Here is a 16,547-nt window from a genome sequence, read left to right as displayed (position 1 = left end):
ATGAGATTAGCAGTATAATGTAGTACAACTTTAGTACTATTTAATTGAGGTATAGCCATGAACGCACCATTAGATGAAGCTCTATCCCCGGTTTTATTGTCAGATAGCGCCACTGTAAAGATTCGCTCTATTCTTGAGGAAGAGAATAACCTCGACTTAAAACTCAGAGTGTTTGTTTCAGGGGGGGGCTGCTCAGGTTTTCAGTACGGTTTTACTTTTGAAGAACAAAAAGCCGAAGATGATACCGTTGTACAAAAAAACGGCGTCGAGCTTTTGATTGACCCCATGAGTTTTCAGTATCTAGCAGGCGCTGAAATTGATTATAAAGAGGATTTAGAGGGAGCACAGTTTATTATTCGTAACCCCAATGCCACCACCACCTGTGGGTGCGGCTCATCCTTCTCAGTTTAAAGGCTAAAGATATTCTTTAATCTTTAACACAGCAGCACGGTTAGTTTCTGAAAAACACTGATCGGCAGCTTGTTCAATGGGTAACCATACAAAATCAATATGCTCCCGTGGCGCCAGGATAATCTCTTGGCGCTCAGGTAAACATAAGCCAAACACATGCTCCGTATTATGAATCACCCCCTCGGCATAGCGATGTCGCCAATGGGGATAAATTTCATAAACCTGTTGCCAATGCCAATTCTTTAGCTGAAAATCTTGACAATTAAGTCCTGTCTCTTCCATCACTTCACGACAGGCAGCGCTCTCAAGGGGCTCCCCTACATAATCACAACTGCCCGTGACCGATTGCCAATAACCGTGGTGGTCAGCACGGTTTAGTAACAACACTTCACCGTGCCGTGTGTAAATGACCACCAGCACTGAAATGGGGATTTTATTGCCCATACCAATATTTACTTCGCGGGGTGCTTATTAAAATCACCCGCCATAACTTCTGCAAAACTAGCCGGAGTCACCCATTTTCTGAAGGCTGCATTGACATCATTGACACTAACCTGTTGCGTCTCTTTTTCTAATTTATCCACATAGGTCATATCATGATTATCAAACAACAATTTTGTTAACAGTTCAGCTAACCCGTCATCCTGAGCACGCCCTAAGGCAGCGGACTGCAGTAAGGATTGCTTAGCTTCTTTTATTTCAGTCTCGCTAAAGCCGTCCTTGAGGGCTTTATCTGTTTCTTCCTGAAAGGCATTCTCTAGACGAGCGAGGTTTTGTGGAGCATAAATGGCATAGGCGCCGAGAGTACTGTTTTTAGTCAGATTATTGAGCCTTAAAAAGGAACCTACGCCATAACTAATACCCTCTTTTTGGCGGATCCGTGTGGCGAGACGTGAGCTTAAAAAACCACCCCCGAAAATAGTATTAGCCACTTTTAAGGCAGGTGCCGTGGGATCATCCTCCATGATGGGTAACGGCAATTTCATAATAAAGATGGCGTTGGCCTTATCGGGAGTATTCAGCACATCTTTAAATGCTACAGGGGCCACATATGTGTTTAATACCACCTCATAGGACGATTGACTCACCCACTGATCGAGACCTTGATTGAGTACCGCCTTAATTTTTACGGGATCAAAGTCACCCACTACAGCCACTTCCCCATGGTTAGCACCGTAGAAATCATGATAAAACTTCTGAATTTTATCAAGAGTCACCGCCTTTATATTCTCTTCAGACTCATCGAAGGTAGGACTATAGCGAACATCCCCCTTAGGATAATGATTAAAGTGACGTGACAGGGCATTACCGGCGATAGCCTGAGGATCAGTTCTCTCTTGCTCAATCGAGGCAATAGCTGCAGCTTGTAACTGCTTAAACTCACTTTCTGGGAAGCTCGGATGACGTAAAATCTCTGTGACTAACGCTAAGGTGTCGGAGAGATGATCGCGATCCGTTAACATACTTACCGACACTCCTGTAGGTCCACCGCTGAAACTGACCTGCGCTTTTAATTGCGTAAAGCGGTCGGAGATTTGTTGACGCGTCATCTTATCGGTACCACGATCAAGAAGCCCTGCCACCATATTCGCTACGGAACTTTGATCTATTAAGTTCTCTGCATTACCAAAATGCAAGTTCAGTTGAGCAAATACCGTTGCTCCTCTGGTTTTCTTAGGGAGCAGTGCGTAGCGAATACCGGAGGGTAAACGTCCCCATTGTGTGCGTTGTTGGATATTCATGGGAGAGACATCAAAGGCTTCAGCATGGTCTATCTGTTGTTTACCCGTGAAGTCTTTTAATTGCTCCTTCGCATCCACTCGTGCGGCGAAAGGCACTCTATCAGGCTTTGCGGTGGGAATAAACTCACCCATGGTACGATTACTGGATTTAAGCCACGTCTCTGCCACTCGCTGAACGTCTTGAACGCTGACTTTTTGAATTCGGTCGCGATTTAAGAAAAACAAACGCCAGTCGCCGTTAGCAATGGCCGTGGATAGAGAAATCCCAAAACTTTCAGGATCATTAAAAGTTTGCGTTATATCATTTAATAAATTGGCTTTAGCTCTTGAAACCTCTTGCTCGGTAATAGGCTCATCATGAACGCCTTCAATGGTTTTCATGAAAACTGGAGCAGCCTTATCCAGAGATTGTTCTTTACTTAAATCAGCCTCAAAGTAAATGACTCCCGGTTCATCTAAGTTAAAGCTCTCCGCAGACACGGCAGTAGCCAGCTCTTTTTCTACTAAGGCTTTGTGTAAGCGCCCCGAAGGCGTATCGCCCATAATATAAGACAATACTCTGAATGCTGCATTATCTGGATGGGCAGCTGCTACACTGTGATATACCGCTTCAATATATTTGACATCGCCTACGCGCCTTAAGGTCACACTTCTCTCGCCATCTTGAATAGGGTCCAAGGTATAGGTAGGTTCAATGACTCTTTTGGGTTTAGGAATCACACCAAAATCTTTACTGATCAGTGCCAAGGTTTTATCAGGATCAAAACTACCTGCCACCACTAAAGTGGCGTTATCTGGTTGATAGTATTTTCTGTAGAAGGCTTGCAAATGGGGAATTGAAACGTTTTCAACATCGGTACGAGCACCGATAGTGGATTTACCATAGTTATGCCATTGGTAGGCGGTAGCCATCAATTTATCCATGAGCACACTGCTGGCATCATTTTCGTCTTTTTCCATTTCATTGCGCACCACGGTCATTTCACTGTCTAAATCTTTGCGCGCAATAAAGGAATGCACCATGCGATCAGCTTCCATGGCGAGAGCCCAAGAAAGATTACTCTCTGAGGCAGTAAAGGTCTCAAAATAATTAGTGCGGTCAAACCAAGTAGTGCCGTTAGGACGCATCCCACGATGGCTCAAGTCAGCGGCAATGGTGGGATGCTTGGGGGTTCCTTTAAACATTAAATGCTCAAGTAAATGAGCCATTCCTGTCTCACCATAGTTTTCCATGCGCGACCCTACGCGATAGGTAATATTCACTGTGGTGGTGGGTTTTGAGCTGTCCGGCGCTAAAATCACTTGTAAACCATTTTTTAAATGATACTCAGTGACCCCTTCCACTGACGTCACTTGTGTGACACCAGCAGGTAGAGCGGGGCTCTTAGCCCAGCCTGCCAGTGACAGTGTCATCAACCCAAGAGCTAGAATGTGGCGCATCTTGACCATTAAACGACTCCTTTAGCGTAAAATACTTAACTTGAAAAACCTAATATAAGAACTTATTTATGGTTCAGGGTTCCCTGTGACTTGACTCATTTTAAAGAGTAGAGCTCAAGAATAACAAGGAACTATGCTATCATTGATCTGTTGTGGAGGATAGAATGCCTTTATATGAATATCGTTGCCAAGCCTGTGGCAAAGCCAGTGAAATGCTGCAAAAAATGTCAGACCCACCTAAAACTCTTTGCCCACACTGTGGCCAAGAGGCTTTGGCCAAACAAGTGAGCGCCGCGGGCTTTCAGCTCAAGGGTTCAGGTTGGTATGTGACAGATTTTCGTGGTCAAAAAAGTGGTTCCACCAGCGCCACTCCAAGCACGGCCAGCGCCGACAGCGCTCCTGCCACGAACAATACTAACAGTAATAATAATTCATAATGAAACGTTATTTTTTGACTGGTATTGTGGTTCTCATTCCCGTGGTCATTACCGTTTGGGTGTTGCGTCTCGTCATCACGAGCCTTGATCAAATCTTTGATATTCTTCCCATTGCATGGCGGCCTGAAACCCTGGTTGGGCTGCATATACCAGGACTTGGTGTGCTTGTGGCACTGTTAATTGTCATTTTAACTGGCGCCGTGGCCACCAACTTTCTGGGTCGAAAACTCCTTGACATGCTAGATGACATACTAGGTAAGATCCCTTTAGTAAAAAGTATTTACTCGGGTGTTAAACAAGTCAGTGATACTTTGTTTTCAAGTTCGGGACAAGCTTTTCGCCAAGTGCTACTAGTGCGCTACCCGCATAATGATGTCTGGACCATCGCCTTTCAAACCGGCGTCCCAACCCAAAGCATCGCCAGAGAGTTCAGTGAACCCCATGTGAATGTTTATGTCCCCACCACGCCCAATCCCACCTCGGGATTTTTTCTAATGCTCCCTAAAAGTCAAACCATTGAACTGGATATGAGCGTTGATATGGCCTTAAAATACATTATTTCTATGGGCGTTGTGGATCCCACCTCACACACTAAAGCTGCTATCCATTCCATTAATCCATCTAATTAATTTCTTCTGAGACACAGATACTATGCGTACTAATTATTGTGGTCTAATCGACGACCAATATCTTAACCAAACCATTACTGTTGAGGGCTGGACCCATCGTCGCCGCGACCATGGTGGAGTGATTTTTATTGATCTGCGTGATCGCGAGGGGCTATTGCAAGTGGTTGTGGACCCTGATAATGGAGCGGCCTTTAAACAAGCCGAAGAGATTCGCAGTGAATTTGTCTTAGCCATTACCGGCAAAGTGCGCAGCCGCCCAGAGGGGACCGTTAATAGCTCCCTTAAAAGCGGGGCTATTGAACTGCTGGCTGAGCGCATTACCATTTTAAATAGCTCATTACCACCCCCATTCCAAATTGATGATGATTACATTTCAGAGCCGGTACGCTTAGAGTATCGCTACTTGGATTTACGGCGTCCCATGATGCAGCATAATTTTAAACTACGTTATCGTGCGGCCATGACGATGCGTCACTATTTAGATAAACAGGGTTTTATTGATATTGAAACCCCCATGCTCACCAAATCCACTCCTGAGGGAGCCCGTGATTATTTGGTTCCAAGCCGTATTCATGACGGTCAGTTCTTTGCCCTCCCCCAGTCACCTCAATTATTTAAACAATTATTAATGGTATCGGGCTTTGATCGCTATTATCAAATTACCAAGTGCTTTAGAGATGAAGACTTGCGTGCTGATCGACAACCTGAATTCACACAGGTGGATATTGAGACCTCCTTTCTAAACGAAGAAGAAATCATGACGCTGATGGAAGGCTTGGTTCAACACTTGTTTCATGAAACCATCCAAGTAGATTTACCCAATCCCTTCCCACGCATGAGTTGGCATGAGGCCATGCACCGCTTTGGCTCCGACAAACCTGATTTACGTATCCCCTTGGAGTTTACCGAACTCACGGACTTGATGAAGCAGGTGGATTTCAAGGTTTTCCGTGCTGCCGCTGATCTCAAAGATGGTCGCGTCGTGGCGCTCAATATTCCAGGCGGAGCAACCCTTTCTCGTAAAGAAATTGACGACTACACGCAGTTTGTCAGTATTTATGGAGCAAAGGGCTTGGCTTACATTAAGGTCAACGATAAATCAGCACTCAATGAAACGGGCTTACAGTCCCCGATAATTAAATTTCTTACCACTGATGTATTACAAGAAATCATCAGCCGTACCGGTGCTAACAATGGTGATCTCATTTTCTTTGGCGCCGACCGCACTAAAGTGGTGAATGATGCCATGGGTGCGCTACGCCTCAAAATAGGCCATGAAAGAGGGTTTTCTCAAGGGGGATGGCAACCCTTATGGGTAGTGGATTTCCCCATGTTTGAATTTGATGAGGAAGAAAACCGCTGGGTCGCCCTACATCACCCCTTTACCGCCCCCAAAGATGGTCATGAGGACTTTCTTACCTCAGACCCCAGTCAAGCAGTAGCTAAGGCCTATGATGTGGTATTAAACGGCTGGGAGATCGGTGGTGGATCCGTGAGAATTCACCGCGAAGAAGTGCAATCCAAGGTATTTCGTGCCTTAAACATTGGCCCTGAGGAGGCGCAAAGTAAATTTGGCTTTCTATTAAAAGCACTCCAATATGGCGCACCACCCCATGGTGGCATTGCTTTTGGTTTTGATCGATTAACCGCTATGATGACGGGAGCCGAACAAATTCGCGATGTGATTGCCTTTCCTAAAACACAACGGGCACAATGTTTATTAACGCAAGCACCCAGTGTAGTGGATGAAAAACAACTCAGAGAACTGCATATTAAATTACGTTAATTGTCGACGAGTTGGGATCGGTGCGCCACGGGTAAGTCTAGCGCGCCGATAAATCACTGAGTAAGGTTTTACCAAGTTCAACACCCCACTGATCAAAGGGATTGATTTGCCAGATCACAGACTGCGTAAAAACCTTGTGCTCATAGGTGGCAATCAATGCCCCTAGCGTGTGAGCATTTAATTGATCCAGCCAAATGAGATTACTGGTGGTCCCTCCTTCAAAACAGCGGTGAGGGACTAAGCGAGACAACTGTGGTTCACTATAGCCTTCCTTAATTAAGCGCTGCCGGGTCGTCGCCTCATCGCGGCCAAGAGCCATGGCTTGCGCCTGGGCCATCATGCTTCTATGGATAAGTGTCTGATGTTGATCAAAACGCGGTAGTGAGTCATCTCTGTCAGATCGCACTGCAATAAAGTCTACAGTCGTGTTCAGTCGCCCCTGGTGGACTGCTTGGTAATAGGCATGTTGCCCATTAATACCTAGCCCCCCCCACACCAAAGGACTCGTCCCATAATCTATGCTTTGACCTAATTGATTGACATGCTTGCCATTGGATTCCATATCAAGCTGCTGGATAAACTCCGTGAAATAACTCAAACGGCCATCGTAAATGGCCATTAAATGGGCATCTTTATGTAAGAAATTACGATTTAACACGCCTAATAGGGCGAGCATAACAGGTAAATTCTGCTCTGCTGGCGCATGTTTAAAATGCCAATCCATAGCGCTAGCGCCTGCCAAAAGCTCTTTAAATACGGGCCAGCCATAGGTTAAAGCAATGGACAGACCGATGGCTGACCACAGAGAATACCTGCCGCCAATATGGTCCCACATTGCAAACAAACGCTGTTCAGAAAAACCCATTTCACGGGCTGTATCTTGAGCGGAGGTGACTACCACAAAGTGTTTTTCTAAATCTTCGTCGGTACAGCCCTGTGCCTTTAGCCAATCCACAATGGAGTAATAGTTTTCAAGCGTCTCAAGGGTACTTAAGGATTTTGAGGAAAGAATAAATAAGCTCTGAGGGGCATGAAGTTGGCTTAACAATTGTTGTAGGGCCCAAGGATCAGGATTGGCTAAAAAATGGGTTGCCTTGGTGTAATGCTGATAAGGCTCTAGGGCTTTGACTACCATTTTAGGACCCAGATCTGATCCGCCAATACCAAGGTTTACCACTGTGTTAAGAGTGTCTCCAGAGAACCCCTTCAACACTCCTCCTTGAAACTGTTTGGTTAACGTCTCTAAACGCTGCAGCTCACAATCTATCTCACGCTGAATAGAATCAGGCCAAGTGGGGCTGTTAGGTTCACCGCACCTTAAAGCCATGTGTAGCGCTCCACGCTCCTCAGTAAAATTCATTTTTTCACCGGCAAATAACCGTTGCCGCGCCATGTCAAAGCCCACCTCATTAAGTAACGCCATCAGTTGGCCTAACAAAGATTGATCGAGGGCCTGATAAGCATAGTTAAGCGTTATGCCTAAGACACTGAACTGATAGCTTGAAATACGCTCTTGATGACTTCTAAAAAGATGGGGTAGGGAGTAGTGGGGCTGTTGGAGAGTCGCTTCTAAGCGATTCCATAGCGGCGTCTGATTAATTAATTGAATATCCATAGATGTTAATATCGCCTACCCATCATTAAGAAAAATAAATTTTTATGGGTTCACATAGCTCACCCATTCTTTATTGGGATGTTTATATCCCGTAACAACTCGCTATAATAGAACTTTATTGATAGAAATGCCACGATGATTGCCCACAACACCCTCTCACCCTATCAAAAAAACACTGCTTTATTGGTGGTCCTGTTACTACATGCCTTGATACTCTATGGTTTGATAAAGCAAACTAAGCATTTAACGCTTCGTCATCATTCCATTATGGTAGAGACACTTGTTTTTTCGTCCCGCAACAATAGCGCTCAAAGTATTAATCTTAATATTCTTAAACATAGCGCTCCGTCTAAACCATTAATCAGTACAACACCCATTAAAGAACCCCTATCCAAACCACCCATTCATGCTCCGGTAACACTACCCACTTCACCAGCCAAAGCCGCTGTAAAAGAGAGTACTAATACCCCCACTCAATCACCCACTAAAGCACCTAGTACAAGCTCAGTCAAACAGGCCCCCAGCATTGATACTCACTATCCCTGCCCCCCCCCCCTAATTATCCCGCTTCAGCAAGACGTAACGGTGAAGAAGGTGTCGTATTACTGAGTTTTTTAATTAACCAAGCAGGGCAAGTGGAACTCAGTAAAGTGTTACAATCAAGTGGTTCCAGTGCCCTTGATGAAGCGGCGCTAAGCGCTTTGAGCCAATGCCGTTTTACTCCCGCCACGGAGAATGGTAAAGCTATCGCTATAAGGGTAACTATTCCCTATGTATGGCGTCTTAATCAATAATTAAGTAGAAAAGGTCAACATGCAACGTAACGTTTTTTTCTTCCTTAATCGGGGATTGGTGTATTTACTTATGCCCCTCAGTTGTTTCAAGGCTTCTGGTGCAGAGATATCTCCCTCAAACAATAACGCTCTGAGTAATCCCTATGGGCTGGATGCACTGTGGGCAAATGGGGATCTCATTGCTCGAGGTACCCTCGTGATTCTACTCATCATGTCAGTGGCCAGTTGGTATATGTTAGTGATAAAACTCCTAGAGCAAAGACGTTTATTTCGCACTTCCGTTGAAGAGAAAAACGCCTTTTGGCAAGGCCCATTAAATATGAGCGTCTTAGACCAATTACCCCCTCACTCGGCTTATCGTTTTCTGGCTCAGTCCGGTATTCAAGCGAGGGAAGAGTATCAGGGGCAACTGTCGCAACATATTTCTTTAAATACTTGGGTGGAAAATAATTTAAACCAAGCCTTTGATCAAGTTCAAGCGCGCCTTCAAATTGGTTTGGCTTTATTGGGAACAGTGGGCTCAACGGCTCCCTTTATTGGTTTATTTGGAACGGTATGGGGCATTTATCACGCTCTGACTGCCATCGGTATTTCAGGGCAAGCCTCCATTGATAAAGTGGCAGGTCCCGTAGGAGAGGCTCTCATTATGACTGCTATCGGTCTTGCGGTGGCAGTGCCTGCGGTACTCATTTATAACTGGCTTTTAAGACGTAATAAAAACGCCATGACAGCGCTTCACGGTTTTGCCAACGATTTAGAAAAAGTCTTGTTAGGCGGCAGAACCCCACAACGTTAAGACGAATTATCTATGGCCATTGATCTTAAGGATTCAGGAGAGGGTGAGGAAATTATCGCCAGCATCAACACGACCCCTTTAGTGGATGTCATGTTGGTTTTACTGATTATTTTCTTAATCACCATTCCGGTGGTCGTCCATACTCATCAAGTAGTGCTCCCTAAAGAGACCACCACCCGGGAAATCATTGCACCACAGGATATTAACTTAGCCATCACTAAAACAGGTTCTCTCTATTGGCAAGACCAAAGGATTGACGTGAAAGCGCTGGGGATAAAGCTTAAAACCATAGATGGTAAAACAGTACATATATTGATTCGCGCTGACGCCAATACTCCCTACCACTTTATTGCGCCAATACTCCATCAATGCCATGAAGCGGGGATCAACACCATTGAATTCATTACTGAACCTGTGCATTCGTCATCATGACTATTCGATTAAAAGACAATGAAGCTGCGCCATTAATCGCCATCAATACCACACCATTGATTGATGTAATGTTGGTGTTGCTGATTATGTTAATTATTACCATTCCAGTCCAATTGCATTCGATTAATATGAGTACTCCACACAACATGGTCAGTAGTCGCACCATAACAGCCCCTATCATGACCATCACCATTAATGCATCAGGGCAGTACAAAGTGAATCAACGACCGGTTACCCAAGATGCTTTAGATCAGCAATTATTAAGTCTTTCAAAATCCTCCAACCCACCAGAAATACATATCAAACCCAGTGGTGATTCGCCCTTTACAAACCTTGCGCATATCCTAGCCCTGGCACAAAACCTGAAAATTTCTAAAATAGGTATTGATGACACACCCTAAATTAAGAGTTTTTCATGCAGTATTCCACGGCGATCGTTGAAAATAAAAACCCCTTGTAAAACGCCGTCTTACAAGGGGTCAAATAAGATGACTTAACTATTACGTTGGGGGTCAGAAAGGGATATCGTCCGCAAAATCATCAAACTTAGTGGCAGCTTTAGTAGTTCCCCCTGAGGCCGGGCTGGGATGCTCAGATTGCATATCCATCGGAGGCTCACTGCTACCCCCTGCCATAGAGCGCCCACCCAACATTTGCATACGGTCCGCAATCACCTCAGTGGTATAGCGCTCCTGGCCTTCTTTATCTTGCCACTTACGGGTTTGCAAACGTCCTTCTAAATACACTTGCGAACCCTTTTTTAAATATTCTCCTGCAATTTCTGCTAAACGCCCAAAGAATGCTACCCGGTGCCACTCGGTTTTTTCTTGTTTTTCGCCGCTTTTATCTTTCCATACATCCGTAGTGGCCACACTAATATTGGCAATGGCAGCGCCATCAGAGGAATAACGCACCTCAGGGTCGCGGCCTAAATTACCCACTAAAATCACTTTATTTACCGATGCCATACTCTACTTCTCCCTTGATTCATGACTGGCTTTAATTTTCATGGGCAACGCCACAATTAACCAAGTCAACATTAATATAACGCAAAACAAAGGGACGCTTGAGGGGCCAAACTCTTTGGCCAGCAGACCTGCCACCGAGGCCCCAACAAATGTCCCCATAAACTGAATTGAACTGTATACCCCCGATGCTGCCCCCTTGATATCGGGTGGAGCAATGGTGGTAATAAATGAAGGTAAGCTTGCCTCTAACATATTAAAACCCGTAAAAAACACAAACAATGCTGTCACCAGGCCATAAAAGCTATGCATACCCACCCACAATATCACCTCAGCCATCAATAATACCGCAATCGCTGTCAAAAAGACTGTTTTACGGTGCTTACCATGGGACAGCGCCACTCCTGGAATCATCAAAACAAAAGAGCCAATCATTACGGGCAAATAGAGCTTCCAGTGCTCTACAGCCTGAAAGCCGGTTTGCACAAGAGCTTGGGGAAGAACTACAAACATGGCCATCAATGAGCCGTGTAACACAAAAATCCCCCAATCCAAGCGCAATAACTCACTGTGAGTTAAGACTGTTTTGATGCTCTCCCAAGTGCCACGAGCCGGGATGCGATGTTGTGGATTCGGGGTCACCCAACGCACCATGACAATGGCAAATAAAGCCAACACTCCCGTCATGGCAAAAATTCCCGGAACCCCAATTTGTGGCTCTAATACCGGCGCTAAAATCATTGAACCGCTAAAAGTGAGGCCAATGGTGACTCCTATCATAGCCATGGCTTTTGTACGCTGCTCAATTCGAGTTAAATCTGCGGTCATGGCGATAATCGCCGAAGAAATTGCCCCGGCCCCTTGAATCATGCGCCCAATAATAATCCCTTCAATACTGTGAGCGCCGGCCGCCACAAAACTGCCCACAGCAAAAATCAATAACCCGCCCATAATGACTGGCTTTCGTCCAATGCGGTCAGATAGCCAACCAAAGGGAATTTGTAATAGAGCCTGGGTTAATCCATAGGCCCCCATAGCCAAACCAATTAATGTTTTATTCCCCCCACCCGGAAGATGTGCCGCATACAAGGCAAATACAGGTAGAATGATAAACATTCCCAACATACGCAAGGCGAACACACTAGCAAGACTTAAAGTGGCTCGGCGCTCAATAGGTGTCATAGTAACTTTAGTTCTCATTTTTCCACAGGATAAAAAAGTAAAATATTTATCTTATATTAACAGGTTAAGCCTTTCATTTTATACCATGAAAAAGAAACAAATTGTTGAAAGTCCCGTGATCCGAATACGGGGGGCCAGAACCCATAACCTAAAAAATATTGATATTGATATTCCCCGCCATCAGTTAGTGGTGATTACCGGTTTATCAGGATCCGGTAAATCCTCTCTTGCCTTCGATACTCTCTATGCCGAGGGACAAAGGCGCTATGTGGAGTCTCTCTCTGCCTATGCCCGTCAATTCTTACAACTCATGGAAAAGCCAGATGTTGACTTAATCGAAGGGCTCTCTCCTGCCATCTCCATCGAACAAAAAGCTACCAGTCATAATCCCCGTTCGACAGTGGGTACGGTCACTGAAATTCATGATTATTTACGCTTACTCTTTGCCCGGGTAGGGGATCCTTACTGCCCCACTCATCAACAAAAACTGGAGGCGCAAAGCGTGTCACAGATGGTGGATCATGTATTAACATTACCTGACAATACGCGCATCATGATTCTCTCGCCACTCGTGGTGGGACGCAAGGGACAACAGGTAGACTTAATTAATGAGTTGCGGGCTCAGGGTTTTGTGCGCTTACGAGTGGACTCCGTAGTGCAAGACATTGACAATATTCCCCCCCTTGATAAGAACAAGAAACACTCAGTGGACATTGTGGTGGACCGCTTAAAGGTTAAACCTGATATGCAGCAGCGTTTGGCTGAGTCTTTCGAGACCGCACTGCGACACAGTGATGGGCGAGCTATTGCGGTAGATTTAGATCAGAACACAGAGCATCTTTTCTCCTCCACCTTTGCTTGCCCTATTTGTAGTTTTTCAATACAAGAATTAGAGCCTCGCCTCTTCTCCTTTAACAACCCTATGGGGGCCTGTCCCAAGTGCGATGGACTGGGCGAGATTAGCTTTTTTGATGCTAAACGAGTAGTGGCTTTCCCACAATTGAGTTTAGCTGGCGGTGCTATTAAAGGTTGGGATAAGCGTAATCAATTCTATTTTCAATGGTTAACCGATCTCTCTAAACACTATCACTTCAAACTCGATACCCCCTTTGAAGAGTTAGAGGAGTCTATACAACATCTATTACTTTTCGGCTCCGGTAAAGAAAAAATCACCTTTCATTACCCAGGCGACAAAGGACGACTGCGCAGTCAACAGCACCCTTTTGAAGGAATTATTCCGATTCTTGATCGACGTTATAAAGAAACAGATTCCATGGCTGTACGCGAGGAACTCGCTAAACTGTTAAATGACAAACCATGCCCCGATTGCCAAGGCTCACGCTTACGTATTGAGGCGCGGGAGGTCAGGATTAATCAATACACGCTTCATCAAATCAGCGCCTTACCCTTGCGCGAAACCTTAAGTTTATTTCAGCAACTGACTCTTAAGGGTAAAAAACAAGCCATCGCTGATAAAATCTTGAAGGAAATTATTGCCCGCTTACAATTTTTAAACAACGTCGGCTTAGAGTATTTACAGCTTGAGCGCTCCGCCGATACCCTCTCAGGAGGCGAAGCTCAGCGTATTCGTCTTGCGTCACAAATTGGTTCAGGGCTCACGGGGGTGATGTATGTGTTAGATGAACCCTCCATTGGTCTACATCAGCGTGATAATCATCGACTACTTGAAACCTTAAACCGTCTACGCGACCTCGGTAATTCCGTTATTGTGGTTGAACACGATGAGGATGCTATTCGTGCGGCAGATTTTGTGGTGGACATGGGACCAGGTGCAGGGGAACACGGCGGTGAGGTGGTGGCAAAGGGGACCCCTCAGGATATTGAAAACAGCCCTCACTCCCTCACGGGAGAATATTTAAAGGGTAGTAAAGCCATTGCAGTACCTGAGCAGCGTCATCAGCCCGATGAGCGCCGGTTGATCATCCGCGGCGCCCAAGGCAACAACCTCAAGAAAGTGAATCTTGAGCTCCCTGTGGGGCTATTTATTGCCATCACAGGGGTCTCGGGTTCAGGTAAATCCACTTTAATTAACGACACTCTCTATCACGCCGTGTCCCGTCACCTCTATCACAGCAGCACAGAGCCAGCTCCCTTTGAGGGAATCCAAGGCTTAGAGCATTTTGATAAAATCATTAATGTGGATCAAAGTCCAATTGGTCGAACACCGCGCTCTAACCCTGCCACTTATACGGGATTATTTACTCCCATCCGCGAACTCTTTGCCGGCATTCCCCAATCCCGTGAACGCGGCTATGGTCCAGGTCGTTTCTCTTTTAATGTGAAAGGAGGGCGCTGTGAGGCCTGCCAAGGGGAGGGCATGGTGCGCGTGGAAATGCACTTTTTACCTGATATTTACGTACCCTGCGATGTGTGCCATGGTAAACGCTATAACCGTGAAACCCTGGAGATTCATTATAAAGGGAAAAGTATTGATGAGGTATTGGCCTTAACCGTCGAAAAAGCCCTGGAATTTTTCAATGCGGTCCCCATTATTGCCCGTAAATGTCAGACCTTGATGGATGTGGGCTTGGGCTATATCACCCTTGGGCAATCGGCCACCACCCTCTCAGGGGGAGAAGCGCAGCGAGTTAAATTATCTTTAGAACTCTCTAAACGCGATACTGGGCGTACGTTATTTATTCTTGACGAACCCACCACCGGCCTTCACTTTCATGATATTGACCTGCTTCTCAAGGTTCTTCATAGGCTGCGTGACCATGGCAATACGGTAGTAGTCATTGAACACAATCTTGATGTCATCAAAACCGCAGACTGGATCGTTGATTTAGGGCCTGAGGGTGGAGCACTAGGTGGCCATATTTTAGTGGCTGGAGCGCCACAGGATATTGTTAAAAATGAAACTAGTTATACGGGACGTTTCTTGGCCCCCTATTTAAAAAATAAGGTTATTCAGTGATTAATTTACGTTCACCTTGGCGCCGACATCGTTGGGGAATACGCGTTGTGTTATGGGGTTCCGCCATCCTTGCGGGACTGTGTGTAGTGGGTTTTTCCCAACTAGCCAACAAAGCCTTAGATATATTTTTCAACCTGTATACTCACCATTGGTGGTCTCCTTTCATTTTAGCCCCCGGCGTTGGCATGCTGACAGTCTTTTTAACGCAACGCTATTTTCCAGGCAGTCAAGGTAGTGGCATTCCTCAAGTAATCGCAGCCACTGAGCTTGCTCGAAAAAACAAACCCGTCAACAGCTTAGTCTCCTTAAGGATACTAATTGGTAAAGTTTTTTTAGGTTGTTTCGCACTAATTGGTGGCTTTTCTGCTGGCCGCGAAGGCCCATCAGTACAAGTGGCTTCCTCGATAATGGCCCTTGCTCATCGTTTTTTACCTCACGCTAGAGCCATCAGAAAAGCTGATTTAATTTTAGCTGGCGGTGCCGCTGGCATTGCAGCAGCCTTTAATACGCCTTTAGCAGGAGTTATTTTTGCTGTGGAAGAATTAGGTCGCCGTTTAGAAACCCGTACCAGCGGGGTATTAATTAGTACTATTATTCTCTCCGGGCTGGTATCCATTGCCCTGTTAGGTGATTATCAGTATTTTGGTCGCCTGAGCATGCACGAACAAGAATCTTTTGCCATTATTCCCTCCTTGATCATTTGCGCAGGAGTGTGTGGTTTACTGGGCGCGCTCTTTAATTTTTTATTACTTTCGCCACAAAAGTCAGCCCATTTACCTATCTGGCTGTGGCGTCAGGCTCACCCAGTTTTATTTGCCGGGGTATGTGGTGTAGTTGTTGCCATCTTGGGAGTGGTCGTTAAGGGAGCCTCCTTTGGCAGCGGCTATGGTATTACTAAATCAATTATTGAAGGACATCAAAGTGTCAATTGGGCCGTACCTATTTGCCGTTTTTTAGCCACTATAGTCACTTATTTCTCAGGGATGCCGGGCGGAATTTTTGCTCCAGCGCTCTCCGTTGGGGCCGCCTTGGGTTATAACCTCAGTCATGTTCTGGGAGGGTTTAACAGTGCGGTTCCTATTATGACACTGTGCATGGCAGGTTTTCTTGCAGCAGTAACTCAAGCTCCTATTACCTCAGCCATTATTGTGATGGAAATGGTGGATGGCCATGGTTTATTGATCAGTCTCATGGCGGTCTCTCTCATGGCCAAGGGAGTCAGCTCCCGCTTTGGAGGAGAGTTATATCAACAGTTAGGACATTACTTTTACATGAACACCCTGACAAAGTTGGATGATGAAGTCAACCCGTCAACTCTTCCTGCCGAAGATCATAGTAAACCTTGAATATTGTGTCTTTGTATTTGGGCGTCAAGGTCTT

Annotated in this window: 16 protein-coding genes; 11 read left to right on the top strand and 5 right to left on the bottom strand. The window is 45.5% G+C overall.

What is annotated here, in order from left to right; genetic code table 11:
• Positions 1-57 precede the first annotated feature (57 nt).
• Positions 58-411 (top strand): iron-sulfur cluster insertion protein ErpA, encoded by a 354-nt coding sequence (gene erpA, locus FERRO_RS03435; protein ID WP_056929452.1) that lies wholly within the window; start codon positions 58-60, stop codon positions 409-411.
• Positions 412-414: 3 nt separating this feature from the next.
• On the opposite strand, the gene nudB is transcribed toward erpA, so the two are convergent.
• The gene (gene nudB / locus FERRO_RS03430; protein ID WP_056929451.1) at positions 415-855 is read right to left on the bottom strand and encodes a dihydroneopterin triphosphate diphosphatase; all 441 of its coding nucleotides are present in this window, start codon (positions 853-855) and stop codon (positions 415-417) included.
• Between the two features lie 8 nt (positions 856-863).
• Positions 864-3,602: a M16 family metallopeptidase gene (locus FERRO_RS03425; protein ID WP_152975689.1), complete on the bottom strand. Its 2,739-nt coding sequence runs from the start codon at positions 3,600-3,602 to the stop codon at positions 864-866.
• 155 nt (positions 3,603-3,757) lie between these two features.
• On the opposite strand from FERRO_RS03425, the gene FERRO_RS03420 reads away from it, so the two are divergent.
• The 3 genes from FERRO_RS03420 to aspS are packed head-to-tail and all read left to right on the top strand — an operon-like array spanning position 3,758 to position 6,445.
• Positions 3,758-4,030, top strand: coding sequence for an FmdB family zinc ribbon protein (locus tag FERRO_RS03420; RefSeq protein ID WP_056929450.1), 273 nt, complete (start codon positions 3,758-3,760; stop codon positions 4,028-4,030).
• The gene (locus FERRO_RS03415) at positions 4,030-4,659 is read left to right on the top strand and encodes a DUF502 domain-containing protein (RefSeq protein ID WP_056929449.1); all 630 of its coding nucleotides are present in this window, start codon (positions 4,030-4,032) and stop codon (positions 4,657-4,659) included. Before FERRO_RS03420 ends, FERRO_RS03415 begins: the two co-directional genes overlap by 1 nt.
• Positions 4,660-4,681: 22 nt before the next feature.
• Positions 4,682-6,445: an aspartate--tRNA ligase gene (gene aspS / locus FERRO_RS03410; RefSeq protein WP_056929448.1), complete on the top strand. Its 1,764-nt coding sequence runs from the start codon at positions 4,682-4,684 to the stop codon at positions 6,443-6,445.
• A gap of 37 nt (positions 6,446-6,482) precedes the next feature.
• On the opposite strand, the gene pgi is transcribed toward aspS, so the two are convergent.
• Positions 6,483-8,060, bottom strand: a complete 1,578-nt coding sequence (pgi, locus tag FERRO_RS03405) for a glucose-6-phosphate isomerase (RefSeq protein WP_056929447.1) — start codon at positions 8,058-8,060, stop codon at positions 6,483-6,485.
• Positions 8,061-8,195: 135 nt separating this feature from the next.
• Here pgi and FERRO_RS03400 point away from each other — a divergent pair, with 135 nt between their 5' ends.
• Genes FERRO_RS03400 through FERRO_RS03385 form a run of 5 tightly spaced genes read left to right on the top strand, consistent with a single transcriptional unit; the run spans position 8,196 to position 10,483 of the window.
• Positions 8,196-8,669, top strand: a complete 474-nt coding sequence (locus tag FERRO_RS03400; RefSeq protein WP_056929446.1) for a hypothetical protein — start codon at positions 8,196-8,198, stop codon at positions 8,667-8,669.
• Positions 8,603-8,854, top strand: coding sequence for a TonB family protein (locus tag FERRO_RS09920; protein WP_082601164.1), 252 nt, complete (start codon positions 8,603-8,605; stop codon positions 8,852-8,854). Before FERRO_RS03400 ends, FERRO_RS09920 begins: the two co-directional genes overlap by 67 nt.
• Positions 8,855-8,873: 19 nt before the next feature.
• The gene (locus FERRO_RS10505) at positions 8,874-9,650 is read left to right on the top strand and encodes a MotA/TolQ/ExbB proton channel family protein (protein ID WP_082601163.1); all 777 of its coding nucleotides are present in this window, start codon (positions 8,874-8,876) and stop codon (positions 9,648-9,650) included.
• Between the two features lie 12 nt (positions 9,651-9,662).
• Entirely contained in the window at positions 9,663-10,082 is a 420-nt protein-coding gene (locus FERRO_RS03390; RefSeq protein ID WP_056929444.1) for an ExbD/TolR family protein, read from the top strand.
• Positions 10,079-10,483, top strand: a complete 405-nt coding sequence (locus FERRO_RS03385) for an ExbD/TolR family protein (RefSeq protein ID WP_056929443.1) — start codon at positions 10,079-10,081, stop codon at positions 10,481-10,483. Before FERRO_RS03390 ends, FERRO_RS03385 begins: the two co-directional genes overlap by 4 nt.
• Before the next feature lie 111 nt (positions 10,484-10,594).
• Here FERRO_RS03385 and FERRO_RS03380 read toward each other — a convergent pair whose 3' ends face one another.
• Both FERRO_RS03380 and FERRO_RS03375 read right to left on the bottom strand, forming a co-directional pair.
• Complete coding sequence (locus FERRO_RS03380) at positions 10,595-11,050, bottom strand: single-stranded DNA-binding protein (protein WP_056929442.1); 456 nt, start codon at positions 11,048-11,050, stop codon at positions 10,595-10,597.
• 3 nt (positions 11,051-11,053) lie between these two features.
• On the bottom strand, positions 11,054-12,229 hold the full coding sequence (locus FERRO_RS03375) for an MFS transporter (RefSeq protein ID WP_056929441.1): 1,176 nt from the start codon (positions 12,227-12,229) through the stop codon (positions 11,054-11,056).
• Between the two features lie 85 nt (positions 12,230-12,314).
• Here FERRO_RS03375 and uvrA point away from each other — a divergent pair, with 85 nt between their 5' ends.
• Both uvrA and FERRO_RS03365 read left to right on the top strand, forming a co-directional pair.
• The gene (uvrA, locus tag FERRO_RS03370; protein ID WP_056929440.1) at positions 12,315-15,167 is read left to right on the top strand and encodes an excinuclease ABC subunit UvrA; all 2,853 of its coding nucleotides are present in this window, start codon (positions 12,315-12,317) and stop codon (positions 15,165-15,167) included.
• Entirely contained in the window at positions 15,164-16,513 is a 1,350-nt protein-coding gene (locus FERRO_RS03365) for a chloride channel protein (RefSeq protein ID WP_056929439.1), read from the top strand. Before uvrA ends, FERRO_RS03365 begins: the two co-directional genes overlap by 4 nt.
• Positions 16,514-16,547 lie beyond the last annotated feature (34 nt).

It is taken from the genome of Ferrovum sp. JA12 (assembly GCF_001431705.1).
Classification (GTDB): Bacteria; Pseudomonadota; Gammaproteobacteria; order Burkholderiales; family Ferrovaceae; genus PN-J185.
This window is presented reverse-complemented; position numbering and strand designations above follow the sequence as displayed.